Origin of the sequence: Mesorhizobium sp. B3-1-6 (assembly GCF_006439555.1) — a bacterium.
In the GTDB taxonomy this organism is placed as follows: domain Bacteria; phylum Pseudomonadota; class Alphaproteobacteria; order Rhizobiales; family Rhizobiaceae; genus Mesorhizobium.
Window position 1 is genome coordinate 398,706 of record NZ_VFTM01000001.1, and the last position, 23,634, is coordinate 422,339.

Annotated in this window: 25 protein-coding genes and 1 pseudogene; 12 read left to right on the forward strand and 14 right to left on the reverse strand. The window is 63.3% G+C overall.

The window, feature by feature from the left end; genetic code table 11:
- The first annotated feature begins 92 nt into the window (after window positions 1–92).
- Entirely contained in the window at window positions 93–692 is a 600-nt protein-coding gene (locus FJ414_RS01900; RefSeq protein WP_140640717.1) for a LysE family translocator, read from the forward strand.
- Between the two features lie 171 nt (window positions 693–863).
- On the opposite strand, the gene FJ414_RS01905 is transcribed toward FJ414_RS01900, so the two are convergent.
- Window positions 864–1,658 (reverse strand): SDR family oxidoreductase, encoded by a 795-nt coding sequence (locus FJ414_RS01905; protein ID WP_140640719.1) that lies wholly within the window; start codon window positions 1,656–1,658, stop codon window positions 864–866.
- A gap of 188 nt (window positions 1,659–1,846) precedes the next feature.
- On the opposite strand from FJ414_RS01905, the gene FJ414_RS01910 reads away from it, so the two are divergent.
- Window positions 1,847–2,311: a MarR family winged helix-turn-helix transcriptional regulator gene (locus FJ414_RS01910; RefSeq protein ID WP_140640721.1), complete on the forward strand. Its 465-nt coding sequence runs from the start codon at window positions 1,847–1,849 to the stop codon at window positions 2,309–2,311.
- Between the two features lie 84 nt (window positions 2,312–2,395).
- Here the strand turns inward: FJ414_RS01910 and FJ414_RS01915 are convergent, their stop codons facing one another.
- Complete coding sequence (locus FJ414_RS01915; protein ID WP_140640723.1) at window positions 2,396–3,574, reverse strand: MFS transporter; 1,179 nt, start codon at window positions 3,572–3,574, stop codon at window positions 2,396–2,398.
- 194 nt (window positions 3,575–3,768) lie between these two features.
- Between FJ414_RS01915 and FJ414_RS01920 the strand changes: the two genes are divergently transcribed.
- The 4 genes from FJ414_RS01920 to FJ414_RS01935 all read left to right on the forward strand — a co-directional run bounded on the left by FJ414_RS01920 (window position 3,769) and on the right by FJ414_RS01935 (window position 9,328).
- Window positions 3,769–4,125 (forward strand): helix-turn-helix transcriptional regulator, encoded by a 357-nt coding sequence (locus tag FJ414_RS01920; protein ID WP_140640725.1) that lies wholly within the window; start codon window positions 3,769–3,771, stop codon window positions 4,123–4,125.
- Window positions 4,126–4,235: 110 nt separating this feature from the next.
- On the forward strand, window positions 4,236–5,024 hold the full coding sequence (locus FJ414_RS01925; protein WP_140640727.1) for an SH3 domain-containing protein: 789 nt from the start codon (window positions 4,236–4,238) through the stop codon (window positions 5,022–5,024).
- A 227-nt stretch (window positions 5,025–5,251) separates the two neighbouring features.
- A complete protein-coding gene (gene carB, locus FJ414_RS01930; protein ID WP_140640729.1) occupies window positions 5,252–8,755 on the forward strand; it encodes a carbamoyl-phosphate synthase large subunit in 3,504 nt (1,167 codons plus the stop codon).
- Window positions 8,756–9,013: 258 nt separating this feature from the next.
- Window positions 9,014–9,328, forward strand: a complete 315-nt coding sequence (locus FJ414_RS01935; RefSeq protein WP_140640731.1) for a hypothetical protein — start codon at window positions 9,014–9,016, stop codon at window positions 9,326–9,328.
- Here FJ414_RS01935 and FJ414_RS01940 read toward each other — a convergent pair.
- Entirely contained in the window at window positions 9,321–9,917 is a 597-nt protein-coding gene (locus FJ414_RS01940) for a hypothetical protein (RefSeq protein ID WP_140640733.1), read from the reverse strand. The two genes, FJ414_RS01935 and FJ414_RS01940, sit on opposite strands and share 8 nt — an antisense overlap.
- A gap of 331 nt (window positions 9,918–10,248) precedes the next feature.
- On the opposite strand from FJ414_RS01940, the gene FJ414_RS01945 reads away from it, so the two are divergent.
- The gene (locus FJ414_RS01945; RefSeq protein ID WP_140640735.1) at window positions 10,249–10,638 is read left to right on the forward strand and encodes a hypothetical protein; all 390 of its coding nucleotides are present in this window, start codon (window positions 10,249–10,251) and stop codon (window positions 10,636–10,638) included.
- Between the two features lie 270 nt (window positions 10,639–10,908).
- On the opposite strand, the pseudogene FJ414_RS32065 reads toward FJ414_RS01945, so the two are convergent.
- The 7 genes and pseudogenes from FJ414_RS32065 to FJ414_RS01985 form a co-directional block, all read right to left on the reverse strand.
- Window positions 10,909–11,292 (reverse strand): annotated as a pseudogene (locus FJ414_RS32065) (RidA family protein).
- Between the two features lie 281 nt (window positions 11,293–11,573).
- Window positions 11,574–12,128: a DUF4142 domain-containing protein gene (locus FJ414_RS01960; protein ID WP_140640740.1), complete on the reverse strand. Its 555-nt coding sequence runs from the start codon at window positions 12,126–12,128 to the stop codon at window positions 11,574–11,576.
- Between the two features lie 144 nt (window positions 12,129–12,272).
- Entirely contained in the window at window positions 12,273–13,097 is an 825-nt protein-coding gene (locus FJ414_RS01965) for a carbohydrate ABC transporter permease (RefSeq protein ID WP_140640742.1), read from the reverse strand.
- A gap of 1 nt (window position 13,098) precedes the next feature.
- Window positions 13,099–14,013 carry a sugar ABC transporter permease gene (locus FJ414_RS01970; protein ID WP_140640864.1) on the reverse strand — a complete coding sequence of 305 codons (915 nt, stop codon included), beginning with the start codon at window positions 14,011–14,013 and terminating at the stop codon, window positions 13,099–13,101.
- A gap of 23 nt (window positions 14,014–14,036) precedes the next feature.
- Window positions 14,037–15,257: an ABC transporter substrate-binding protein gene (locus FJ414_RS01975; protein WP_140640866.1), complete on the reverse strand. Its 1,221-nt coding sequence runs from the start codon at window positions 15,255–15,257 to the stop codon at window positions 14,037–14,039.
- A 461-nt stretch (window positions 15,258–15,718) separates the two neighbouring features.
- Window positions 15,719–16,216 carry an N-acetyltransferase gene (locus tag FJ414_RS01980; RefSeq protein ID WP_140640744.1) on the reverse strand — a complete coding sequence of 166 codons (498 nt, stop codon included), beginning with the start codon at window positions 16,214–16,216 and terminating at the stop codon, window positions 15,719–15,721.
- Between the two features lie 39 nt (window positions 16,217–16,255).
- Window positions 16,256–17,251, reverse strand: coding sequence for a lytic transglycosylase domain-containing protein (locus tag FJ414_RS01985; protein WP_140640746.1), 996 nt, complete (start codon window positions 17,249–17,251; stop codon window positions 16,256–16,258).
- Window positions 17,252–17,416: 165 nt separating this feature from the next.
- On the opposite strand from FJ414_RS01985, the gene FJ414_RS01990 reads away from it, so the two are divergent.
- Window positions 17,417–17,986, forward strand: a complete 570-nt coding sequence (locus FJ414_RS01990) for a methylated-DNA--[protein]-cysteine S-methyltransferase (protein ID WP_140640748.1) — start codon at window positions 17,417–17,419, stop codon at window positions 17,984–17,986.
- A gap of 131 nt (window positions 17,987–18,117) precedes the next feature.
- Here the strand turns inward: FJ414_RS01990 and FJ414_RS01995 are convergent, their stop codons facing one another.
- Window positions 18,118–18,444, reverse strand: coding sequence for a hypothetical protein (locus FJ414_RS01995; RefSeq protein WP_140640868.1), 327 nt, complete (start codon window positions 18,442–18,444; stop codon window positions 18,118–18,120).
- A gap of 258 nt (window positions 18,445–18,702) precedes the next feature.
- Here FJ414_RS01995 and FJ414_RS02000 point away from each other — a divergent pair, with 258 nt between their 5' ends.
- The 3 genes from FJ414_RS02000 to FJ414_RS02010 all read left to right on the forward strand — a co-directional run bounded on the left by FJ414_RS02000 (window position 18,703) and on the right by FJ414_RS02010 (window position 19,641).
- Window positions 18,703–18,915, forward strand: coding sequence for a cold-shock protein (locus FJ414_RS02000; RefSeq protein WP_027168154.1), 213 nt, complete (start codon window positions 18,703–18,705; stop codon window positions 18,913–18,915).
- A 274-nt stretch (window positions 18,916–19,189) separates the two neighbouring features.
- Window positions 19,190–19,390, forward strand: coding sequence for a hypothetical protein (locus tag FJ414_RS02005; protein ID WP_140640750.1), 201 nt, complete (start codon window positions 19,190–19,192; stop codon window positions 19,388–19,390).
- 62 nt (window positions 19,391–19,452) lie between these two features.
- Window positions 19,453–19,641 (forward strand): hypothetical protein, encoded by a 189-nt coding sequence (locus tag FJ414_RS02010; protein ID WP_348639979.1) that lies wholly within the window; start codon window positions 19,453–19,455, stop codon window positions 19,639–19,641.
- A 44-nt stretch (window positions 19,642–19,685) separates the two neighbouring features.
- Here the strand turns inward: FJ414_RS02010 and FJ414_RS02015 are convergent, their stop codons facing one another.
- From FJ414_RS02015 to FJ414_RS02025, 3 genes are all read right to left on the reverse strand, one after another.
- Window positions 19,686–20,294, reverse strand: a complete 609-nt coding sequence (locus FJ414_RS02015; RefSeq protein WP_140640754.1) for a glutathione S-transferase family protein — start codon at window positions 20,292–20,294, stop codon at window positions 19,686–19,688.
- Between the two features lie 151 nt (window positions 20,295–20,445).
- Window positions 20,446–21,306, reverse strand: coding sequence for an EAL domain-containing protein (locus FJ414_RS02020; RefSeq protein ID WP_140640756.1), 861 nt, complete (start codon window positions 21,304–21,306; stop codon window positions 20,446–20,448).
- Window positions 21,303–22,205, reverse strand: coding sequence for an EAL domain-containing protein (locus tag FJ414_RS02025; RefSeq protein WP_140640758.1), 903 nt, complete (start codon window positions 22,203–22,205; stop codon window positions 21,303–21,305). Before FJ414_RS02025 ends, FJ414_RS02020 begins: the two co-directional genes overlap by 4 nt.
- A 199-nt stretch (window positions 22,206–22,404) precedes the next feature.
- On the opposite strand from FJ414_RS02025, the gene FJ414_RS02030 reads away from it, so the two are divergent.
- A complete protein-coding gene (locus tag FJ414_RS02030) occupies window positions 22,405–23,607 on the forward strand; it encodes a pyridoxal phosphate-dependent aminotransferase (protein WP_140640760.1) in 1,203 nt (400 codons plus the stop codon).
- The last annotated feature ends 27 nt before the right edge of the window (window positions 23,608–23,634 follow it).

Genomic DNA, 23,634 nt, shown 5'->3' on the forward strand with positions numbered 1-23,634 from the left:
TTATAATCCCTAATGCAAACCATATCAAACATTGCATTTACTGATGCTACGAAGCGCCTAAGCATGCCGGCTTCCTCGACTGGGAAGCCCGCATGTCCGACACCATCATCCCGCTGGTCCTGTTCGCGCTGATCTCGACCTCGACGCCAGGCATCGCCACGACATTGTCGACGGCGTCCGGCGCGCAATTCGGCTTCCGCCGTTCCGTGCCTTTGATGGCCGGCAGCGCCGCCGGTTTGGCTACCGTGGCGGCTGCGGGCGCTGCCGGGCTGGCCAGTCTGCTCGCCGCGGTGCCGTCCTTGCAGCTTGCCATGAAGATCGCCGGCTCACTCTATCTGATCTGGCTGGCCATCAAGATCGGCCGCAGCGGTCCCCCCAACCTCGACATCAGCATGGCAAGGCCAAACAGCTTCTTCGGTGGCGCCGGCATCCAGTGGATGAACCCGAAGGGTTGGGCGATGGGACTGGGCGCGGCCGCATCCTTCGCGGCGCTGGCCGATGGTCCCTTGCAACTGGCGCTCCTGCTCGGCGCCGTGTTCGGCTTGGCAGCGGCCTTTTCGCTGTCGCTGTGGTGCGTGGCGGGAACCCTGCTTGCCCGCCTGCTCAAGACCGAGCGCCAGTGGCGTATGCTCAACCTCGTGCTGGGCCTGCTGCTGGCCGCCTCGATCCTGCAGATGTGGCGGCCGGTATGAACGCTTATTCCTCGCCCCCACCAAAGTGGGGGAGAGGTGGCTCGGCGAAGCCGAGACGGAGAGGGGGCTGGCGCCCAAGGTTGCCAATTATCCGGTGACGGGATCGCCCTACGAAAGCCCCTCTCCGGCCGCTCCGCGGCCACCTCTCCCCACTTCGTGGGGCGAGGAACTTCAGACGGCGTAGCGCGCCGCCGGCTTGCCTGAGAACAGGCTGCCGAAGAACTGGTCCCTGGCACCGAGATAGGTGGCCAGCCCGGCCGCATCGGCAAGACCGGGCGCGGTGACGGCCTCGCCCTGGGCGAACCCGGCAAGTGCCGCATCGACCAGATCTTCGGCACTCATGATCCAGTCCGGATTGATCCCGTCGAGGCTGATGCCGGAGACGTCCCACAGCTCGGTACGGATCGGTCCGGGCACCACTGACTGGACTTTCACATTGGTGCCGGCGACCTCCTTCTGCAGCGCCTCGGTGAAGTTGGCGACATAAGCCTTGGTGCCGCTGTAGATGCCGCCGACGGCAATGCCATAGGCGACGACCGAGGCGATGTTGATGATGGCGCCGCGGTTGCGCGCAAGCAGGCCCGGCAAGATGGCTCTGGTCAGCCTTGTCAGCGCCACGACATTGACCTTGATCATGCGCTCCGCCGTGTCGGCGTCGGCGTCGGCAATCGTCTCCAGGCCGGCCACGCCGGCATTGTTGATCAGCAGCGTCACGCTATCGTCCGTCGCGACCGTCTGTTCGACGCGGCGCAGATCGGCATCGACGGAGAGATCGGCGACGATCGTCTTGACCTTGCGGCCATAGGCATAGGCCAGCTTGTCCGCCACTTCCTGCAGCCGGTCGGCGCGCCGCGCCACCAGCACCAGGTCGTAGCCCTGCCCCGCCAGCCGGTCGGCATAGACCGCGCCGATGCCCGACGATCCGCCGGTGATGACCGCCGTGCCCTTGTTGTCCTTCGTGCTCATAGTCCTGTTCCTTTGTTCGCTTCGCTTGGTTCGGCGTCGATGATCACGTCATCCGCTGAGCCTCTGATTTCAATTAGTGGCATATGCCACTTTCGCCGAAGTAGGTATATGCCACTATCTTGTCAACGGCGGCCGCGAAAACTATTTCTGCGGCAGGCCGGCCCGTCGCCTCGCCGGCAGGAGTGAACATGACCGACGCTCAACAACCCGGATTCAGCCGCTGCAACAACGCCACGCTGCGCCGCGCCGCGCGCAGCCTCGGCCGCTTCTATGATAACGCGCTGGCGCCTTCGGGCCTGAAGGGCACGCAGTTCGGACTGCTCTTTCAGATCCATGTCAGCAACGAGCCTGCGATGAGCACCGTGGCCGACGCCCTGATCATGGACCTGTCGGCGCTCGGCCACACGCTGAAGCCGCTGATCCGCGACGGCTATGTCGAGAGTTTTGCCGACACGAACGACCGCCGCGTCAAGCGTTTGCGGCTGACGCCGCAAGGCCAGGCCAAGCTCGACGAGGCGCTCAAGCTCTGGAGCTTCGCGCAGCGGCAATTCGAGGACAAGGTCGGCGCGGAGCGGGCAACGAAGCTGCGCGCGGCGCTGGACGCGGTGGCCGATCTCGATCTTCAAATGCCGGCGGCCGCTCTTTCGCCTTGAAGAAGCGGCCGCCCGTTAATTCTTTAGCTGTGAAGAGGTGCCGAGATCCAGGTCGGGCTGGGCTCACCTGAATATCGGCACCTCTTATTCGGCCGGCATCGCCACTGGCCGGGCCAACATGCGGCCGGCGAGCACGATGCCCAGGCCAACAATCGGGAACACGGCGGCGATCAGGCCGAGGTCGGCCGGGACGCCGAAGCGCAGCACGGCGGCGCCGACCACGGCGCCCAGCGCGACGCCGAAGTAAAGCGCCGAGGCGTTGAGCGACAAAACAATGGGCGCGGCGTCAGGAGCGAGCTTGATGATGCGGCTCGCCTGCGCCGGCGGAAAAGCCCAGCCGACGATGCCCCACGGCACCATCATACCCATCAGCGCCGGCCCGGCGAGATGATGCGGCAGGAAGGCCGGGATCAGCGAGAAGGTGGCGAGCATCGCGGCGGAGAGCGCCAGCGACCAGGCGACGGTGCGGGTGGCGCCGAAGCGGTCGGCCGCCTGCCCGCCGGCGATGTTGCCGATGACGGCGCCGACGCCGAAGGCGAGCAGCATGCCCGGCAGCGCGATCGGCGAGAGCCCGCCGCCTTGGATCGCCAAGGGCGCGATGAAGCTGAAGACGGTAAAGGCGCCGACCAGCGCAAGCGCCGTCGTCAGAAGGATCGGCATCACGCCGGGGCGCACAGCCGCCGCCAGCCTGCGCTTCAGCGGCAGCCTGGTGCCGACGATGCCGCGCGGCAGCCGCCACCACAGGATCGCGCCGGACAGCGCGCCGAGCCCGGCAATGGCGAAGAAGGTGCCGCGCCAGCCGGCGATCGCCGCGACCAGCGCGCCGAGCGGCGCGCCGACCGCCACGGCCACCGTGGTGCCGCCGACGACGACGGCAATGGCGCGCGCCCGGTGATGGTCGTCGACCAGCGCCACGGCGGTCCCTTGCGCGGTCGCCGCGAACAGGCCGGACGACAGCGCCATGACGATGCGCGCGATCAAAAGCAGTTCGAAGGACGAACTGAGCGCGGCAACGATGTTGCCGATGACGAAGAACACCAGCGTCCATAGGATGACGCGGCGCCGGTCCCATTCGCCGGTCAGCGTCGCCAGCACCGGCGCGCCGATCGCATAGGCGAGCGCGAAGGCGGTGATCAGCGAGCCGGCGAGCGGCACGGATATGCCGGCGTCAGTGGCGATATCGGGAAGAAGGCTCGAGATGACGAAGCCTTCGGTCGAGATCGCAAACGATCCGAGCGCAAGCCAGAAGATCCGCTTGTCCATGGGGAGTTGTCCTTAGTTCAAAAGTTATTGAACAATTGGACATAACAGGGCATGATGTCAACCGAGCCGGGACAAAATAGCTGAACCCTGCTGACAGCCCTGTGTCAGGACCGGGGCCAAAATGGAGAGGCTATGTCCATCGGCAGAAAGGAAGCCGCGTTGAAGTTCGTGCCGTTTATGCTTAATTCTGAGCCATGACCCTGCCCCATCCAACCGCCGACCAGATCAGCCTGCCGATCGTACTTGCCGTGCTCGGCGACCCGACCCGGCTTGCCATCGTGCGCTATCTGGCGAGCAAGGAAGGCGTGCCGCTGAACTGCAGCAAGTTCCTCGACCTCGCCTCCAAGACCAATCTCAGCTACCACCTCGCCAAGCTGCGCGAGGCGGGCGTCACCCGCAGCGAAGCGGTCGGCACCAGCCGGCTGATCACATTGCGCCGTGACGATCTCGACAGGCGTTTCCCCGGCCTGCTCGACAGCGTGATTGCCGCGGCTGAGGGAGATCCTGCTTTGCCGGCAGTCGGCACCGCTGAAGTCGAGGTTTCGGCCTGAGCGACACATTTGCGCGTGGCTCGAGCCTCACAATCGCCGCTAAATTCAGGATGACATTCGGCAGCCTCGCCGCCTATATCTGGTCGCGCCTTGGAACTTGCAGTTAAAAGATGAAGCGCAAAGTCACGCTCCGATCGACACTGCTGATCGCCGCTCCTTTGCTGCTGGCCGCGTTGCCGGCCATGGCTCAGGATCCGCCGGGACCGATCATTTCGATTATCGGCGGCCTTGCACCGGACGATCTCCTCAATATCCGTGCCACCGCCTCGCCGAGTGGAAAGGTGGCGGCGCGGCTGCCCAACGGCACGGCCGTCAAGAATTTCGGCTGCAACGTCATCAACGGCTATCCCTGGTGCAAGGTTGAGGATACGCAGGATGCGCATATCGTCGGTTGGGCGCCCGCCCGCTATCTCAGCCCCAACAACCCTGCGCCGGTGCCTGAAGACGCCGCCGCGCCGGCGGTCGCGGCCGTTGCGCCTCAACCTTCCGGGGAGCAGCAGCCTGATATAGCGGCGCGCCTGGGTGGCGGGGAGCCGGCCGAGCCGCCGTCTGCGGCCGAGATCGGCAGGACCGCCATGCAGGACGCGTATGGTCTCGCCTTCGCGGCCTCGGCAAGCGCCGAGTCCGACACCCCAGACGCCAGCATCCCCTGCGCTCGCGATGTCGGCCAGCCAATGATCCGTTGCGAGATCAGCGTCGCGCACACAGGCGCCGACAGCACCGTGACGGTGACCTGGCCGGATGGCGGCAGCCGCGTCATAACCTTCCATGGCGGCAAGCCGAGCGGCTCGGACTCGCCGGACGAATTCCGTTTCACGCGCGAAGGCAGCCTCAACATGATCCGCATCGGCGTTTCCGAACGCTTCGAGATCACGGACCAGATGGCGTTGGGGAATTAGGGGTTAGGCAGTAGGGAATAGGCAGTAGGGCAATCAAGAGCGTCTCCCTACTGCCTACTGCCTACTGCCTACTGCCTACTGCCTAACCCGCATTTTCAGGGTTACATCCGCCAAAACTCTTCCCTATAAGGCCCTCCTAGCCTGATACCAGAATCGCAAGCACAACCGGCCGGGTCCTCCCCCGCCCGGTTTTTCGTGCAAGCCGCTCGCCGAACGGATTTTCGAATATGCCAAGACGCACCGACATCAAGTCGATCCTGATCATCGGGGCCGGCCCCATCGTCATCGGCCAGGCCTGCGAATTCGACTATTCCGGCACCCAGGCCTGCAAGGCGCTGAAGGAAGAAGGTTTCCGCGTCATCCTGGTCAACTCCAATCCGGCCACCATCATGACCGATCCGGAGCTGGCCGACGCCACCTATATCGAGCCGATCACGCCCGAAGTGGTGGCCAAGATCATCGCCAAGGAGCGGCCCGACGCGCTGCTGCCGACCATGGGCGGCCAGACGGCGCTCAACACCGCGCTGTCGCTGCGTCGCATGGGCGTGCTCGAGCGCTATCAGGTAGAGATGATCGGCGCCGACGCGCACGCGATCGACAAGGCCGAGGACCGCGCGCTGTTCCGCGAGGCGATGAGCAAGATCGGCCTCGAAACGCCGAAGTCGATGCTGGCCAACGCCACCGACGTCAAGAACGCCGACCGCAAGACGCATGAGGCCGAGCGTGCCGCGCTGAAGGCGGAGAACCCGGAAAACCTCGACGCCGCGCTCGATGCGCTGGAAACCCGCTGGAACCTCGGCGAAGGCGACCGCAAGCAGCGCTATATCAGCCACGGCATGGCGATCGCCGCGCAGGCGCTCGACCATGTCGGCCTGCCGGCGATCATCCGCCCCTCCTTCACCATGGGCGGCACCGGAGGCGGCATCGCCTACAACCGCGCCGAATTCTACGACATCGTCCAGTCCGGCCTCGACGCCTCGCCGACCACCGAGGTGCTGATCGAGGAAAGCGTGCTCGGCTGGAAGGAGTATGAGATGGAGGTCGTCCGCGACAAGGCGGACAATTGCATCATCATCTGCTCGATCGAGAACCTGGATCCGATGGGCGTGCACACCGGCGATTCCATCACCGTCGCGCCGGCGCTGACGCTGACCGACAAGGAATACCAGATGATGCGCAACGCTTCGATCGCGGTGCTGCGCGAGATCGGCGTTGAGACCGGCGGCTCCAACGTGCAGTTCGCCGTCAACCCGGCCGATGGCCGGCTGGTCGTCATCGAGATGAACCCGCGCGTCTCGCGCTCATCGGCGCTGGCTTCCAAGGCCACCGGCTTTCCGATCGCCAAGGTCGCGGCGAAGCTTGCTGTCGGCTACACACTGGACGAGCTGGAAAACGACATCACCGGCGGCGCGACGCCCGCTTCCTTCGAGCCGACCATCGACTACGTGGTGACGAAGATCCCGCGCTTTGCCTTCGAGAAATTCCCCGGCGCCGAGCCGGTGCTGACCACCGCCATGAAGTCGGTCGGCGAGGTGATGGCCATCGGCCGCACTTTTCAGGAATCGCTGCAGAAGGCTTTGCGTGGACTGGAAACCGGCCTGACCGGATTGGACGAGATCGAAATCCCCGGCCTCGGTCACGGCAGCGCGCCAGCCAGCCACGCCGACGACCGCAACGCGATCCGTGCGGCACTCGGCACGCCGACCCCGGACCGGCTGCGCATGGTGGCGCAGGCGATCCGCATGGGCACCTCGCTGGAAGACGTGCACGCCATGTGCAAGATCGACCCTTGGTTCCTCGAGCAGATCGCCGGCATCATCGCCATGGAGGAACGCATCCGCGAGCATGGCCTGCCGCAGGACGCCGTCAATCTGCGCATGCTGAAGGCCATGGGTTTTTCCGACGCCCGCCTCGGATCGCTGACGAAGACCGACGCCGAAGTGATTCAGAAGGCTAGGCAAAAGCTCGACGTTCATCCGGTTTACAAGCGCATCGACACCTGCGCCGCCGAGTTCGCCTCGCCGACCGCCTATATGTACTCGACCTATGAAGTGCCCTTCGTCGGCGAGCCCGCCAACGAGGCGCGCGTGTCGTCGCGCAAGAAGGTCGTCATCCTCGGCGGCGGCCCGAACCGTATCGGCCAGGGCATCGAGTTCGACTATTGCTGCTGCCACGCGGCTTTTGCCCTGCGCGACGCCGGCTATGAAGCGATCATGATCAACTGCAACCCGGAGACAGTCTCGACCGACTACGACACCTCGGACCGCCTCTATTTCGATCCGCTGACGGCGGAGGACGTGCTGGAGATCCTGCGCGCCGAGCAGGCGTCCGGCGAACTCGTCGGCGTCATCGTCCAGTTCGGCGGCCAGACGCCGCTGAAGCTGGCCGACGCGCTGGAGAAGGCCGGCATCCCGATCCTCGGCACCTCGCCCGACATGATCGACCTGGCCGAAGACCGCGACCGCTTCCAGAAGCTCTTGCACAAGCTGAACCTAAGCCAGCCCAAGAACGGCATCGCCTATTCGGTCGAGCAGGCCCGCCTCGTCGCCGGCGAACTCGGCTTCCCGCTGGTGGTGCGCCCGTCCTATGTGCTCGGCGGCCGCGCCATGCAGATCATCCATGACGAGGGCATGCTGCAGACCTATCTGCTCGACACCGTGCCCGGCCTGGTGCCGGAGGACATCAAGCAGAAATACCCCAACGACAAGACCGGCCAGATCAACACGCTGCTGGGCAAGAACCCGCTGCTGTTCGACACCTATCTCTCGGGCGCCATCGAGGTCGATGTCGACTGCCTCTGCGACGGCAAGGCGACGTTCGTGTCGGGCATTCTCGAACACATCGAGGAAGCCGGCATCCATTCGGGCGACTCGGCCTGCTCGCTGCCGGTGCACTCGCTGCCCTCCGACCTCGTGGACGAGCTGGAGCGCCAGACGGCCGCCTTGGCCCGCGCGCTCAATGTCGGCGGCCTGATGAACGTGCAATATGCGATCAAGGACGGCACGGTCTATGTGCTGGAGGTCAACCCTCGTGCCTCGCGCACCGTGCCCTTCGTCGCCAAGACCATCGGGCGCCCGATCGCCAAGATCGCCGCCCGCATCATGGCCGGCGAGACGCTTGAAAACGCCTTCGCCCATTACGGCGCGATGCCCGACCCACGCAATCCCGGCCATATCGCGGTCAAGGAAGCCGTCTTCCCCTTCGCCCGTTTCCCGGGTGTCGACATATTGCTCGGCCCGGAAATGCGCTCGACCGGCGAGGTCATGGGCCTCGACCGCGATTTCGCGCTCGCCTTCGCCAAGAGCCAGTTAGGGGCGGGTGTCGATCTCCCCCGCGCGGGCACGCTGTTCGTCTCGGTGCGCGACGAGGACAAGAAAGGCATCCTGCCGGCGGTCAAGCGCCTTGCCGGCCAGGGTTTTAAAGTGCTCGCCACTTCCGGCACCGCCCGCTTCCTCGCCGAGAACGGCGTGACGGCCGAAAAGATCAACAAGGTCCTGGAAGGACGCCCCCACATCGAGGACGCCATCCGCAACCGCCAGGTCCAGATCGTCTTCAACACCACCGACGGCCAGAAGGCGGTGTCCGACTCGAAGTCGCTGCGCCGCGCCACGCTGATGCAGAAGGTCCCGTATTACACGACGCTGTCGGGCGCCGCGGCCGTGGCCGAGGCGATTGCGGCGTTAAGGGCGGGGAACTTGGAGGTGAGGCCGCTGCAGGAGTATTTTGCTTAGAGAAAGCTTTCTTCTCCCCGTCACTATACGGGAAGAAGATGCCGACAGGCAGATGAGGGGCGGCGCCTGCCAAGAGATACTGATAGCTATCCTCAACGATGGGAAATATCCCTTGAGATGCATAGATTGACATCGCCAACCATTGGGCGTCTTCATTTTGCGGCGGGACTTCGATGCGCGACTAGAAGCAGGAAATATAGACTCCCACTAGCGAAAAAAGTCGCGTAGCATCCACTCCTAGGTCTACGGGAGGGGTAAATGGCAAAAACATCTGAACCGAAACTAGGGCTTGCAGTCATGCAAGTTCTGGTAACACGCCCAAAACACGTGGCGACCGTCAGAACCTTGATCAGAGAGGTTCCTAACCAAGTGAAACTAACAGCTGATGACCAAGAGCCTTCACTGATCCGTCAGGGCGAAGAAATGTGGGAGCAGCGAGTACGAAATCTAAAATCACACGACAAGACGCCCGGCAACGTGATTGCAGAGGGATTTGTAGAGCACGTTGGTCGTGGTCTATATCAGCTCACTGATGCAGGCCTGTTACATCTCAAGAATAAGGGGCTTATCTAGAGAATCTACTCTTATATCCCGGCTTGAACCATTTCAGTTCTGTTCCGTCTGGAGCGTTCTTGTCCCACACAAACCACGCATAGGCTGTGGTTCCGGACCCTGCTTGCACGGCTCCGGCCGGGTAGAAAGTGATCCGTTCGCTGAACACCCAGACGCGGGCCGGTGGGCATTCTGCGAAGATCGTATTCGCTCGATTTGCCCCTTCCAGAAAAGCTAACCTTAAAAGCAGCGCGAACTTACTGCGCGCCAGCTTCACCCCCGAGCGAACGAAACTTTCCGCGCTGTTATAGGGAGGATTGGTCACGATGTTGTCCGCTGGCATTCGGGCTGTATTGAAGTCAATTCCAGCTTCCCCAAAGCCACGATCAAAAAGATCCGAACTGCGGACGGCGTTGCCATCGCGCTCCAGAACTCGGGACATTGCACCGTCACCACAGGCGCATTCCCAAATCTCACCGGAGAATATTTCATTTTCCATCAGGGCATGCGTCGCCCAAGCCGGCGTCGGAAAGTAATCCGGACCGGCGAGATCGGCAAACCGCTTCATCGTCGGCTTAAAGCCGCCGTTGAGATTATAGGTCGCATCCATGTGATTCGACTCCGCTGGCACAAAAATGATAACAGAATCATATAGTTAAATAATCATTAACATTATGCGGCGAGTTGACTCAGCCACCCGACTGAGGCTTCACCAAGGCACCCCGCCTACGTGGCGGTGATACTCATCGCGAGTCGAGTCCGCTTATGACTCGTTAACTATGACTCGCCCACAATTTGACGAATCCGGGCGGAGAGGACCTACTGCGCGTAGCAAAAGCCATGCCAGTTACGGCTCGCAAAGTTTTAGGTAGGACTCGTTAACCATGACTCCGAGTCCGATTTCCCTTGCAATCGGATCGGACTAGAGCTAGACTTATCATATGGCTTCACTGAACGAATTTCTTGCCTCACGACACAGGGCTCTGCTGCGAGCGCGTGCAGAAAGGCAGCGCGAACTTGCGTCCATAGAAGAGGAAATTAGGCAGATCGAAAAAGCAGCGCAGGCCGCAGAAATAGTAATTCCTGATGAAAAGGAAATGTTTAGAGAAAAAATAGCTCGAGTAAGATTGCCAACCACAATTAAAGAGGCGGCTATAGAAGCTTTGACCGATGAGCCTTTGGGGATGACAGCCAACGCTATTCTTAAGGTTGTAAATGAAAAGCTTGGAACTGACTATCCAAGATCTAGCTTGAGCCCCCAACTATCCCGTCTCAAAGGCGAGGGTGTCGTCTACAGAGAAGATGATCGATGGGTGTTGGTGCCTAAATAGCAATTCAGTTTGAAGTTCATCGGCCTAAACGAGAACGGGGCACCCGAAGATGCCCCCTAACCCTACCGATCGTTACGATTGCAGTTCTAGCGATCGGCGTTCTCTGACTGAAAGAGGCCTTACATGCAGCCGCCTTAGCTACAACCCTCGCTACGCATGACTCAGTCATCCGTAGCGAGCAGCCGGGGAGCCCGGTAGTGGTGATGCGTGCCTGTAACACGCATCACCACACTAGTTGATCAAATATCACGCGGTCAACGCCGTTGGACCTCACACCACCGCCACGCACTCAATCTCGATATCAAACTCCATCGGCCATGACGCCACCGGCACGAAACTCCGCGCCGGCGGGTTCACGCTGAAATACTTCGCATAGACCCGGTGATGGCGTTGTAGAAGCCGGAATTGACGGCGTAGATGCGCACCATCACGACGTTTTCAAGCGAGGTGCCAGCCGCTTCCAGGCAATGTTTCAGCGCCTTCAGCGACGCCTCGGTCTTGATGTCGCCGCGCACCATCTCGCCGGTCACCGTCCACCGGCGGCGTCGCCGAGATGAACACGAAGCCGTTGGCCCTCACCGCCGTCGAGCACGGCAGGCCGAGCGAGCGCACCTTTGCCGACATCACGGGTACTTCGATGATTTCCTTGTCCATGGCGGTCCTCCCCCTTTGTTGGGCGCGAACCTATCGCGGCAGCGAGGGAACGCCAGCGGCTTCCCTTCCCCCCTTGTGGGGGAAGGTGGATCGGCGCGCAGCGCCGAGACGGATGAGGGGTGCTCCAGCGGAGCGAGGCGTCCGTTCACACGCACCCTTCCCATCGACGCCGGAAGGCGCGCAATGACCTCCGTCTCATTTCTTCCAGCACCCCTCATCCGTCTCGGCGCTATCGCGCCGATCCACCTTCTCCCACAAGGGGAGAAGGCAAGTGCGGCCCCTCACTGATGCGCCACCGCCAGTTCCTTCGCATGCTTCTCGTGCATCTTCAGCACCGGCAGCGTCTTCTTGGCGAATTCCTTCATCGCCGGGTCGTCGCCGGAATTGGCATAGGTCGAGAATAGCGCGACCGCGTCCTTATGCGCGTCGGTCTGCATCGTGATGTATTTGGTGTCGAAGTCCTTGCCGCTCGCAGCCTTCAATTCGTCGAGCATCTGCTGCTCCTTGGGCTGCAGTCCCGGCGCGGCAGGCTTGATCGAAGCGGTGGTCTGGCCCTGGCTCAGCGCCGCCTTGAACTCCTCGCCGGCCTTGGTGTGGTCCTTGATCATCTGCGCGGCGAAAGCCTTGACGTCGTCGGACGCCGACTTTTCCTCGGCCAGCTTGCTCGACTGAATCTCGAATGCATTGGCGTTGGGCACGGTCGCGACGAAGGTCGGGGTGTCGACCTTGTTGGCGGTCACCATCGGCCCGACCGCATCCGAATTGTCCGATTGGGCGAACGCGGCGGGCGCGCCGGCAAGAACCGCGACGGCGACCAGGGGCAGCAGCGTTTTCATCTCAAATCTCCGATCCGAAACAGCCCCTCCGCCATCCCCAACGCGGCACCGGCGTCGGGGGTTGCGTGGAAAGAAGCCCCACCGGCCCGCCGTCGGTCCTGCGTCGGCTGTTTCGCCCGCCGGGCGGCCTGAGACCGCGCCGCGTCAGCCCTTCACCCCGCCGGCGGTGAGGCCGGAGACGATGCGGCGCTGGAAGATCAGCACCAGCGCCACCAGCGGCACGGTGACGATCACCGAAGCGGCCATGATGTTGCCCCAGGGGATCTCGAACTGCGAGTTGCCCGACAGCAGCGCGATCGCCACCGGCACGGTGCGCTGCGTGTTGGTGGAGGTGAAGGTGAGCGCGAACAGGAACTCGTTCCAGGCGCTGATGAAGGCGAGCAGGCCGGTGGTGGCGAGCGCCGGCCACATCAGCGGCAGGAAGATGCGCGTCAGGATGGTCCATGGCCCGGCGCCGTCGAGGATCGCCGCTTCCTCGATCTCGACCGGCAGGTCGCGCACGAAAGTGGTCAGCACCCAGACGGTGAACGGCAAGGTGAAGATCATGTAGGACAGGATGAGCGCCAAGAGCGAATTGTAGAGGTGCAGCGCCCGGATGATCTCGAACAGCCCGGCCAGTGCCGCGACCTGCGGAAACATCGACACCGATAGGATGGCGAGCATCAGCGCCGAACGCCCGCGGAAGCGGATGCGCGCCAGCGCATAGGCCGCGGTGACGCCAAGAAGCAGCGAGATCGCGACGACCGCGCCGGAGACGATCAGCGAATTGACGAGATTGCGCAGGAAGGGACCTTCGCTCAGCACATTGCGGTAATTGGCAAGGCTGAACGATTTCGGCCACAGGCCAGCCTGGAACAGTTCGGTTCCCGATTTCAGGCTGGTGACGATGGCGTAGTAGAACGGAAACACCGCGACGAAGACGATCGCCAGAAGCAGCAGGTAGAAGCCGGCGCGCTTCAGCAACCTCATGTCAGCGGCCTCCGTCCAGGCTCAGCCGGCCGATCCGGATATAGGCGATGGTGAGCAGGCCGATGATCAGGAAAAGCAGCGTCGAGGCGGCCGAGCCATAGGCGAACTTGTCGAACTCGAACAGGTTCTCGCGCGCGAAGATCGACATCGATTTCGTCTGCACATTGTTGGGCGTCAGCACATAGATCAGGTCGAAGATGCGCAGCGCGTCGAGCGCGCGGAAGATCACCGCCACCATCACCGCCGGCCGGATCAGCGGCAAGGTCACCCGCCAGAAGATCTGCCAGGGGCTGGCGCCGTCGAGCCTGGCCACCTCGAGGATCTCGCGCGGCAGCATCTGCAGTGCCGCCAGGATCAGCAGCGCCATGAACGGCGTGGTCTTCCAGATGTCGACGATCAGCACGGCGATCATCGCGGTGTCGGCGCTGGCGGTCCAGGCGATCTTGGCGTGGATCAGGCCGAGATCGAGAAGCGCGGCATTGATGATGCCGAACTGGTCGTTGAGCATCCACTGCCACATCTTGGCCGAGACGATGGTCGGGATCGCCCAGGGAATGAGGATCGCCGCCCGCACGATCCCACGTCCCGGGAATTCGGCGTTGAGCGCAAGCGCCACGACCATGCCCAGCACCGTCTCACAGGCCACCGACACCACGGCGAAGCGCACCGTGTTCCACACCGCGCGCCACCAGACCGGATCGACAAGCAGCCCGTCATAGAGCAGGCGGCCGCTCGGCAGGCGCAGCACCGAAAAGTAATTGTCGAAGCCGATCCATTGCCGCGCGTCCAGGTCGGCCAGCGAAGCATCGGTGAAGCTGTAGTAGACCGTGCGCAGGAACGGCCAGCCGGCGACGAGGCCAAGCACCAAAAGCATCGGCGCGAGAAACAGCCATGCCGTGCGCACGCGCTGGCGCATCAGCGGCGATCGCCTTGCCGCGCTCACCAGCCCTTGCCTTTCAGCCTTGCCAGCCTCGCCGCGAGATCGGCCAGATTGTCGGCGGCGGTGCCTTGGCCGGAGATCGTGTCGTGCACGGCAGTCCAGAACTCGCTGGACGCCTCGTTGTATTTGATCCTGGCGGTTGCCGAGGGACGCGGCTGGGCGTCGAGGAAGATCGGTTTCCAGCGCGGCACGATCGGCTGCTGCCGGGCGATGTCGGGGTCGTCATAGAGTGCCGAAATGGTCGGCAGGTTGGATGTTTTGAGCGTCCGGTATTTCTGCATCTCGCGCGACGCGATGAACTTGACCAGTTCGATCGCAGCGGCAGGATGTTTCGAATATCTGGAGACCGCAAGGTTCCAGCCGCCGAGCGTGGCGACCGGCCGTCCGTCTTCGCCGGCCGGCAGCGGCGCCACGTCGAACTTGCCCTTGATCGGCGAATTCTCGCTGTTGCCGAGCGCATAGGCATAGGGCCAGTTGCGCATGAAGACGGCATTGCCGGTCTGCCAGACGCCGCGCGCTTCCTCCTCCTGATAGGCGAGCACGCCCGGCGGCGCGATGGTGCCGATCCAGCCCTTGACCATGTCGAGCGCGGCCGCAGCCTTGGGGTTGTCGATGGAGATCGTGCCGTCCGGCTCGATAATCCCGCCGCCGCCATTCGACATCACCCATTCGAGCGCGTTGCAGGTCAGCCCCTCATAGGCGTTGCCTTGGAAGACGAAGCCCCAGATGTCCCTGTTGCCGGCCGCCCGCTCCTTGTTCATCACAAGCTTCGCGGTATCGGCGAGCTCCTTCCAGGTGGTCGGCACCTTGGCGCCATATTTGTCGAGCAGATCCTTGCGGTAGTAGAGCGCCGGCGCATCGGTGAAGATCGGCAGGGCGACCAGCCTGCCGTTGACCGTCTGCGACCTGATGATCGACGGGAAATGCTCACCCACCACATCCCTGGTCGCCTCGGTCAGGTCGAGCAGCTGGCTGGCAAGCTGCGGCGCCCAGATCACGTCGGTCTGGTAGACGTCGATATCGCTGCTGCCGGCGGCGAGCCAGAGCCGGTATTGGCCGAACTGGTCGGTGGTCGAAGGCGGAATGACGACGATGTCGACCTTGTTGCCGCTCTTCTTCTCGTAACGGTCGAGTATCTCGCGCAGCATCTTGATGCCGTTGCCGGTATCGCCCGACACGATCGACAGCTCCACGGCTCGCGCCTGGACAGCGCCAAGCATGATGCCGACGGCCAGGAATGCCAAAGCAAGTTTCACGGGATTGCGGACCTCCCTGCGCGACCGGCGACGCACAGGTCGCGGCTCATCAAGGCCCCTGCGTTGAATGCGCGACGCCGCTTAGGGTTCCCGCGCTTGTACGTGCCGATCGGGCCGGCGGGTTGGTGAAGCCGATCTCGGTTGGGTCGACCGCGTCGATGACCCGTTCCGTCCACCTCGCTTCACGCAAAGCGGACGGGCTCCGAAACCCCCGCCCCGGAGCCCGCCTGGGAGTGGCTGACGCATGCCGGCACAGCCTCCTCCGACGCCTTGCCCGCGTCGATCCGCCGATCGGCCGCCCGGCACGACGACGAATTAGCATGCCCTAACGTCAGCCTATGTGAAGCCGTTCACAATGCTCACGCGCGCAGGTGATTGCAACGCCGCGCCGGGAGCCTCCAATCCGGCCCGCCGCGCTTTGCGCATCAGCCTTCCCAGCCGACCGGGAACATGCCGAGCCGTTCGTAGAGCCGGAAGGCCGTGGTGTTCTTCACACTATTGGTCTTGAGATCGACATGCGCCGCCCCGCGCTCGCGAAACGTCAGGAACACCTGCCGCATCAGCGCCTCGCCGAGGCCCTGCCGTCTCGATTCCGGATGGACGGCGAGGTCCTTGACGAAACCGGACGTCCAGCAAAGCGCCGCGCCCGCCAGCAGGCCCTTGCCGTCGATCGCCAGGAAACAGAGAGCGGGATCGAACTCCGCATCGCCGGCAATGCGCGGCCACCATTCGTCGAACGGCCCGTCGGCGCCGTCATCGAACACCTCTTCCAGCAGCGCGTGCAAAGCCTGCGCATCCCGCTGCTCGAACACGCGCATGACGAAACCTTCCGGCCAGTGCGGCGCGGCGAGCGTATCGTCGAACAGCTTGCGCAGGCGGATGTCGTTGGCAGCCGGCGGGCGAGGCGTTGTGTTTTCATGCATGGCGCTGTCTCGAACGCCGCGCGCGACCTGACCCTCGGCTCAGGCGTCGGGTTGCAGGCGGCGGCGCTTGCGGTCGACGCCAAGGCCCGTCGCCTCGAGCAGGCCCTTGCGCTTGGCGTCGTAATAATAGCCGGTCTGGTAGAGCATGTCGGCCCGCTTGGCGTTGCCGCCCGAAACCAGCCAGGCGCCGCGCAGATATTTCACCGCGTATTTGAGATTGGTCTCGGCGTCGAACAGGCCGGTCGCCGGTCCGCCATAGCCCATGCCGCGAGCCGTCGCGTGCTTGATCTGCATCAGTCCCCAATGGCCGTGATTATAGGCTTTCGGGTTGAAGGTGCTTTCACGATTGACGACATGGCGTACCAGGTCGATCGGCACCTCATAGATCGCCGAATATTTCTCGATCAGCCGTTCGATCTCGCCGCGCGGGCCGCTGGCGTGCTGCTCGGGTTGGCCGGGTGCCGCTAGCAGCGCCGGATTTTCCGGCGCCACATAGGCGACCTGCTGGACGCCGGGCATCGGAGCGACTTTCGCCGACTGGCCGGTGACCGGCATGGCGACGCCCGCGGTCGTATAGACCGCCGCTCGGCTGATGGATCCCGGGCCGGTCGGCGAGCCGCCGGCGGTCAGCACCGGGGGCGGCGGAAACTGGCCGACGAGCGGCGTAGAACCGGCGAAAGCCGCCGGCTGCGCCAAGGCTACTCCGGACTGGGGCGCACCGGCCTGGGCAGGTGGCGGCAACAGCGCGCTTTGCGTCGCGAGCGCGCTTTGCGTCGCGGGCGAGCCTGGCGTGGTTGCCGCCGCAACGGCATCGCCGGTCAGCGCCGCGGTCTGCACCTGCGCGAGGCCGGAAGGTTCTGGCAGCACCGCCACCGTTTCAGGCAGCGCGACGGTCGGCGTGTCGTCCGCGGCGGCAGGCGTCGCGGCTTCCGCAAGCGCGGGCATGGCCTTCATCTGCGAGGTCGAGGTGCAACCGCTCAGACCAGCAGCGGCAACGAGCACGCCGAGCGCGGTGAATATGATTTTAGCGGGCAAGCCGTGCGGATCCGGTTTGTCGGTTGTTAAGGAGTCCTTACACCAGCGATTCACACCCGGCAATCGGGGCCACCCGGCGGTTTTCGGGTGGCGACAACAGGGCGGAAGTGCCATATTGTTCTGGATATGTACTCGTTTTTCGCTGTTTTGCGGAAGGAATACGTCATGAAACCCACATCCCAGATCACGGCCGGCCACGCAGTGTTAGAAACAGTGATCGGCTTCATGGGCATCGCCTGGAGCGAGAAGGGCCTGATCCGGCTTTGCCTGCCGGAACGCAGCCGCGAAGCTGTCGAGCGCCGGCTGCTTCGCCACCCCGGCGTCTCTGCCTCGACAGACCAGCCGTCCTGGGTGGTCGATCTGATCGCCTCGATCAAGGCCTATGCGGCCGGCGAGGACATCGACTTCTCCGGCGTGCCGGTCGATCTCGACGGCGTCGACGATTTCCGCCTCGCCATTTATGACGCGGCGCGCAAGCTCCGCTTCGGCGAGACCACCACCTATGGTGAGTTGGCAAAGCGCGCCGGCCATGCCGGCCTTCCGCGCGAAACTGGCGCGGCGCTTGGCGCCAACCCGGTCCCGCTGGTCATTCCGTGCCACCGCATCCTGGCGGCCGGCGGTAAGATCGGCGGCTTCTCCGCGCCGGGCGGCTCGGCCACCAAGGAAAAGATGCTGGCCATGGAGGGCGTGCGCATTGGCCCGCCGCCGGCCATGCAGGCCTCGTTCGGGTTCTGATAACACAAGAGCAATTCCAGGAAAAATGCATAGCGGTTGGGCTCGGTGGCTTCGCCGTAGCCTTCCGTCCGGAATTGCGTCAGACAAAGAAGATAGAGCGGTTCGGCGTTTCCGTGAAACGCCGAACCGCTCTAGTCGTGCAGGAACCGGCGGCGGAAGCGCCGGTCGAAATCCGGACGCTTGCAGACATAGACCATGCAGGACCTGGTGTCGGCGCTCGGCACATAGGCGCGCGCCCTCACTTCGCCCGCGTTGCAGAAGCGCTCGTCGCGCACGTAGCGGTCGTAGAGCGGCAGCCCCGGCACGCGCGTCGACTGGTAGCGCAGGATGACGGCGCCCTGTCTGGCGATCGTCGCCTGCACCCGGTCGCAGCTCATGCGCGTCGGATCGTAGCGCGACACCGCCTGCGCCTCGGCGGCCAGCAGCAGGAAGCAGGCGGCAAGCAAAACGGTCTTCAGGGTTCCTCTCCATGGAACGGCAAGCATCTCATCCCTCCACAACGCGCGGCCGCTGTCAAAACTTCCATGCAACCGCGAGCAGCGCGCCTGCAACCCGTCTTGTATTCCTTCGCAAACTGTCCTATATGCGGGCCATTGAATTTGGCCGATCGATCGGGCCTCGCGATCCCTCGCGTTTGCTGACGTCTCCAAAATTTCGATACCACCGGCCGGACTTCGGGTCTGGTCAAACGAAAGCAAATGTGGAAGGGCATTTATATGGCAACTGGTACGGTCAAGTGGTTCAACGCCACCAAGGGCTACGGCTTCATCCAGCCTGACAATGGCGGCGCGGACGTTTTCGTCCACATCTCCGCTGTCGAGCGCGCTGGCATGACCAGCCTCGCCGAAGGCCAGAAAATCAACTTCGAGATCGAGCAGGACCGCCGCACCGGCAAGTCCGCTGCTGGATCTCTTAGCAAGGCAGCCTGATTTGGCGATAGCGCGCGCCGGACGAAGGTTCGGGGCGCGCGGCAAGTCACGGATGTACTGACGGTCGCGCGAGAAGCGCGCCGGAGCGAAAAGACCCGACAAGCTGGAACAGCAGATAGCTGCCAGCCCGGACCAGACGCTCCCGATCAGGCTACCGGCAGAGGAAGGCGGGCATTGCCCGCCTTTTTTGTTGTCCGGATTTTTGGGTGGGTTGTTGTCCGGGCTCAGCAGCCCGCGGGTGGCACTTTTGGCCCATCAATGCTACCTTTGATGCATGACCAAACTCGAACAGATCGAAAAATCCGTCGCGGAGCTCAGCCCAGATGAGCTTAAAGCGTTCGCCGCATGGTTCGAAGCGCTGCAGGCTGATTTATGGGACCGGAAGATCGAGGCCGACGCAAAATCGGGCCGGCTGGATAAGCTGGTGGCAGACGCACGTGCCGAAATAGCCGCCGGCAAACTGCGTGACCTGTGAGGCACAGAGCCACCGCTAGCTTCTGGACAAAATACAATTCTTTGCCAAAGGCCGCTCGCCGCGTGGCCGACAAGAATTTCATTTTGATGAAGACCAATCCGCGACATCCATCCCTCCATTTCAAGAAGGTGGGAGAGCTTTGGTCGGCGAGAATAGACGACAATTATCGGGCCTTGGCTCTTGAAAGCGGTGATGGTTTTGACTGGATCTGGATCGGCACCCATGCCGAATATGATCGACTTATCAAATAGCCCTCGCGCTTGTGCTCCAGCGAAAGCGGCTAGCAGACGCTAGATCATTCCTTCCACTCGATCGGCACATGCCCCTTGTCCGCCTCGACCCGCTTCAGCCAGGCGGCGACCGCCGGATAGGCGTCCAGCTGGAAGCCGCCCATCTCGGCGGTGTGGGTATAGGCATATAAAGCGATGTCGGCGACGCTGTAGGCGCTGCCGGCGAAGAACGCGTTTTGCTGCAGGTGGCTGTTCATCACGCCGAGCGCCTTGTTGCCGCGCTCCAGCGTCTGCGCCAATCGTTCCGCCGTCGCGTCCTTCGCCCGTTCCGGAAAAGTCAAAAGCGCCTTGCGCACCGCGATATAGGGCTCATGGCTGTATTGCTCGAAGAACAGCCATTGGTAGGCCAGGGCGCGTTCATACTTGTCGGCGGGCAGGAAGCGTGTGCCTTCGCCAAGATAAAGTAGGATGGCATTACTCTCGGCGATGCGCCTGCCGTCATCGAGCTCGAGCATCGGCACCATCGCATTCGGATTCTTGGCGACATAGTCGGGCTTGCGCGTCTCGCCGGTATGCGAGCTCACCTCGACCCGGGTGAAGGGGATGCCGAGCTTCGCCATCAACAGCCGCGGCTTGTAGCAATTGCCGCTGTCGGCCATGTCGTAAAGGATCATGCCTCTTGCCCTCTCGAGTCTCCTGGGAACGCTCTAACGCGCGCGGCTAGGTCCCATCCAGTGATTTGTTTTTGAGACGAAACATCAGCGGCGCTGATGCGTCCTTTGGAGTCCCGCATCAGCGATGCTGATGCGTTTTCCTTGGTCGGCATCAGCGATGTTGGTGCAGGGGCACGACCTTGTTGCCGGCGCCGAGCAGGGCGTCGACGGAAAGCGGTTCTTCCTTGAAGATCGTGCCGGCGAGCGCCGGACGGGCGAGATGGAAACCCTGCAAAAGGTCGACGCCACCCTCGAGCGCGACGCGCAAATGCTGAGCGTTCTCGATGCCCTCGACCAGCACTTTGGCGCCGCGCTGGTGCAGCGTCGCCACCAACGGCCGGAAGAAGCGTTCGGCGGCGGCATGGCGGCAGAGCTCGCCAAACCAGGCGCCATCGATCTTGACGATGTCGGGCGCAAGCAGATCGATGCGGGCCTCGGTCGAATGCCCCGTGCCGAAATCGTCGATGGCGATGCGGATGCCATCGCGCCGCATTTCGCGCACCACGCTGGCAAGAACCCGATCGTCGGCTGCCTGCTCCGTGATCTCGCAGACCAGCAGGCTGGGCTCAAGCTCCAGATCGTCGAGATGCCTGGTCATCAGCCGGATCTCGGCGAGCGCCCGTCCGAGATGGTCGTTGATGGTCGGATTATAGTTGAAGAACAGCGTCAACCCCTCGACGCCGATGTTGCGATAATTGCCGAGATGCAGCATCCGGCACATCGTTTCGACAAACAGAAGGTCGGGCGCGGGAATGCCGCCGAAGAAGACCGAAGAGGCTACCGGCTGCGCGACGCGGCGCGGCTCGATCAGCCCCTCGACGGCGACGGCTCTGAGCACCCTGCCCTCCGGCGCGAAAATCGGCTGATAGGCGCTCCACAGCCGGAACTCGCCATAAACGCCGAACTGGAGGCCGATCTCGTCGGCGAAGATCGCCTCGGCGACGTTGCGCCGCCTGTCTGGTTGTCCGCTCATGGCGTGACCTTGCGCCCGAACACCCTTGCCGGCCGTCCGTGCGGCGTTGGCGCCGCCGGGCTTGCGGCGGCCGATGCCTTGCTGTCTCCGGTCGAAGGCTGCTGCGTGCCCTTGCTGAAAACGCGAAAGGTGGTGGGAGCAAGTTCCGGCCGAGCAAGCACATAGCCCTGCACCATGGAGGCGCCGGACCTCTCGGCAAGCTCCAGCTGCCAGCCTTCCTCGATGCCTTCGAAGACGGTGCGGATGCCCTGGTTCTCGAAGCTCTGCACCATCGCCGTCAGCAAGGCGAAGCCGGCGCCGGACTCCATCAGATGGGTGATCCAATGCGCATCGAACTTGACGATGTCTGGTTTGAGTTCCTTGATCCGGTTGATGTCGGATTCATCGGCGCCATAGTCGTCCACCGCGATGCGGAAGCCGTTGGCCCTCAGCGCCTCGACAAAATCGTAGAGTGTTTCCTGCGAAGCCGATTTCTGCTCGGTGACCTCGCAGACGATACGGCGCGGATCGATGCTGGCTTCGTGCAGCACCAGCCGCATGTCGCGCAGGGCCTTGTCGGCGATGCTGCGATCGGTGAAGACCGACGGGTCGAAATTGACGAAGATGGACGCCTCTTGTGGCAGGCAGGCGCCGGCGTTCAGAAGATGCAGAGTGCGCGTCAGCGCCTCGATATGCAGCCGGTCGGCCGCCGGGCAGGTACCGAAAAATGTCCCCGGCGACTGCGGCTCGCCGTCGCGGAACGGCCGGATCAGCCCCTCGAAAGCGGCGACCGAAAGCTTGCCCTCCTTGAAGGCGAAGATCGGCTGGAACGCGCTCTGCAGCGTATAGATGCCCCAGACACCGGTCGAGGTGCCGTCATCATGACGGATGAGGTGGGCAAGCCCGATGCTGCGCGACAAGGTTTCTCGCTCCGCGAACAGGCGCAATCCGATCTGCGATCCTGCCAGCCAAGGGTTTACCGGCCGTTGATGAATTTAGCGTTGCCGCTCACGCCTCCTTGACCTCTGGCTCATCGCACAATGCTTGCGCTCCGCGCCACGATGCGACATGAGAGGCGCCGCGGCCGCTCCTGGCCGCTTTCCTAGGAGACATTTTGTCATGGCCTTTCTCGCCGACGCCCTTTCCCGCGTTAAGCCTTCCGCGACCATCGCGGTGACGCAGAAAGCGCGCGAGCTGAAAAATGCCGGCCGTGACGTGATCGGCCTCGGCGCCGGCGAGCCGGATTTCGATACGCCCGACAACATCAAGAACGCGGCGATCGAGGCGATCCGCCGCGGCGAGACCAAATATCCGCCGGTTTCCGGCATCGTGCCGCTGCGCGAGGCGATCGCCAGGAAGTTCAAGCGCGAGAACAACCTCGACTACCGGCCGGAGCAGACCATCGTCGGCACCGGCGGCAAGCAGATCCTGTTCAACGCCTTCATGGCGACGCTGAACCCCGGCGACGAAGTCGTCATCCCGCGCCCCTACTGGGTGAGCTATCCCGAAATGGTGGCGATCTGCGGCGGCACGTCGGTGTTCGCCGACACCTCGATCGACAACGGCTTCAAGCTCACACCGCAAGTGCTGGAAAAGGCGATCACGCCGAAGACCAAATGGCTGTTGATGAATTCGCCGTCGAACCCCTCGGGCGCCGCCTACACGGAGGCCGAGCTCAGGGCGCTGGCCGACGTGCTGCTCAAGCATCCGCATGTCTGGACGCTGACCGACGACATGTATGAGCACCTGACCTATGGCGACTTCGTCTTCAAGACCATCGCCGAGGTCGAGCCGAACCTCTATGAGCGCACGCTGACCATGAACGGCGTGTCGAAAGCCTATGCCATGACCGGCTGGCGCATCGGCTATGCCGCCGGCCCGGTGCCGCTCGTCAAGGCGATGGACATGATCCAGGGCCAGCAGACGTCGGGCGCCTGCACCATCGCGCAATGGGCTTCCGTCGAGGCGCTCAACGGGCCGCAGGATTTCATTGCCAAGAACAAGGCGATCTTCCAGGGCCGGCGCGACCTCGTCGTCTCTATGCTCAATCAGGCGCGCGGCATCTCCTGCCCGTCGCCGGAAGGCGCCTTCTATGTCTACCCGTCCTGCGCCCAGCTGATCGGCAAGAAGACCAAGACGGGCAAGGTCATCGACACCGACGAAGCCTTCTGCTCCGAACTGTTGGAGGCCGAAGGCGTCGCGGTGGTGTTCGGTTCGGCCTTTGGGCTGGGGCCGAACTTCCGCATCTCCTACGCCACATCGGATGCCTTGCTGGAAGAAGCCTGCACGCGCATCCAGCGCTTTACTGCGTCGCTGACCTGATCGCGCACACGCTGTCACATCGGAAAC

What these genes read in the sequence shown, in the direction of transcription:
- FJ414_RS01900 (WP_140640717.1), top strand. Translation starts at nt 93, where the DNA reads ATGTCCGACACCATCATCCCGCTGGTCCTGTTCGCGCTGATCTCGACC.
- FJ414_RS01905 (WP_140640719.1), bottom strand. Translation starts at nt 1,658, where the DNA reads ATGAGCACGAAGGACAACAAGGGCACGGCGGTCATCACCGGCGGATCG.
- FJ414_RS01910 (WP_140640721.1), top strand. Translation starts at nt 1,847, where the DNA reads ATGACCGACGCTCAACAACCCGGATTCAGCCGCTGCAACAACGCCACG.
- FJ414_RS01915 (WP_140640723.1), bottom strand. Translation starts at nt 3,574, where the DNA reads ATGGACAAGCGGATCTTCTGGCTTGCGCTCGGATCGTTTGCGATCTCG.
- FJ414_RS01920 (WP_140640725.1), top strand. Translation starts at nt 3,769, where the DNA reads ATGACCCTGCCCCATCCAACCGCCGACCAGATCAGCCTGCCGATCGTA.
- FJ414_RS01925 (WP_140640727.1), top strand. Translation starts at nt 4,236, where the DNA reads ATGAAGCGCAAAGTCACGCTCCGATCGACACTGCTGATCGCCGCTCCT.
- carB (WP_140640729.1), top strand. Translation starts at nt 5,252, where the DNA reads ATGCCAAGACGCACCGACATCAAGTCGATCCTGATCATCGGGGCCGGC.
- FJ414_RS01935 (WP_140640731.1), top strand. Translation starts at nt 9,014, where the DNA reads ATGGCAAAAACATCTGAACCGAAACTAGGGCTTGCAGTCATGCAAGTT.
- FJ414_RS01940 (WP_140640733.1), bottom strand. Translation starts at nt 9,917, where the DNA reads ATGGATGCGACCTATAATCTCAACGGCGGCTTTAAGCCGACGATGAAG.
- FJ414_RS01945 (WP_140640735.1), top strand. Translation starts at nt 10,249, where the DNA reads ATGGCTTCACTGAACGAATTTCTTGCCTCACGACACAGGGCTCTGCTG.
- FJ414_RS01960 (WP_140640740.1), bottom strand. Translation starts at nt 12,128, where the DNA reads ATGAAAACGCTGCTGCCCCTGGTCGCCGTCGCGGTTCTTGCCGGCGCG.
- FJ414_RS01965 (WP_140640742.1), bottom strand. Translation starts at nt 13,097, where the DNA reads ATGAGGTTGCTGAAGCGCGCCGGCTTCTACCTGCTGCTTCTGGCGATC.
- FJ414_RS01970 (WP_140640864.1), bottom strand. Translation starts at nt 14,013, where the DNA reads ATGCGCCAGCGCGTGCGCACGGCATGGCTGTTTCTCGCGCCGATGCTT.
- FJ414_RS01975 (WP_140640866.1), bottom strand. Translation starts at nt 15,257, where the DNA reads ATGCTTGGCGCTGTCCAGGCGCGAGCCGTGGAGCTGTCGATCGTGTCG.
- FJ414_RS01980 (WP_140640744.1), bottom strand. Translation starts at nt 16,216, where the DNA reads ATGCATGAAAACACAACGCCTCGCCCGCCGGCTGCCAACGACATCCGC.
- FJ414_RS01990 (WP_140640748.1), top strand. Translation starts at nt 17,417, where the DNA reads ATGAAACCCACATCCCAGATCACGGCCGGCCACGCAGTGTTAGAAACA.
- FJ414_RS02000 (WP_027168154.1), top strand. Translation starts at nt 18,703, where the DNA reads ATGGCAACTGGTACGGTCAAGTGGTTCAACGCCACCAAGGGCTACGGC.
- FJ414_RS02005 (WP_140640750.1), top strand. Translation starts at nt 19,190, where the DNA reads ATGACCAAACTCGAACAGATCGAAAAATCCGTCGCGGAGCTCAGCCCA.
- FJ414_RS02015 (WP_140640754.1), bottom strand. Translation starts at nt 20,294, where the DNA reads ATGATCCTTTACGACATGGCCGACAGCGGCAATTGCTACAAGCCGCGG.
- FJ414_RS02020 (WP_140640756.1), bottom strand. Translation starts at nt 21,306, where the DNA reads ATGAGCGGACAACCAGACAGGCGGCGCAACGTCGCCGAGGCGATCTTC.
- FJ414_RS02030 (WP_140640760.1), top strand. Translation starts at nt 22,405, where the DNA reads ATGGCCTTTCTCGCCGACGCCCTTTCCCGCGTTAAGCCTTCCGCGACC.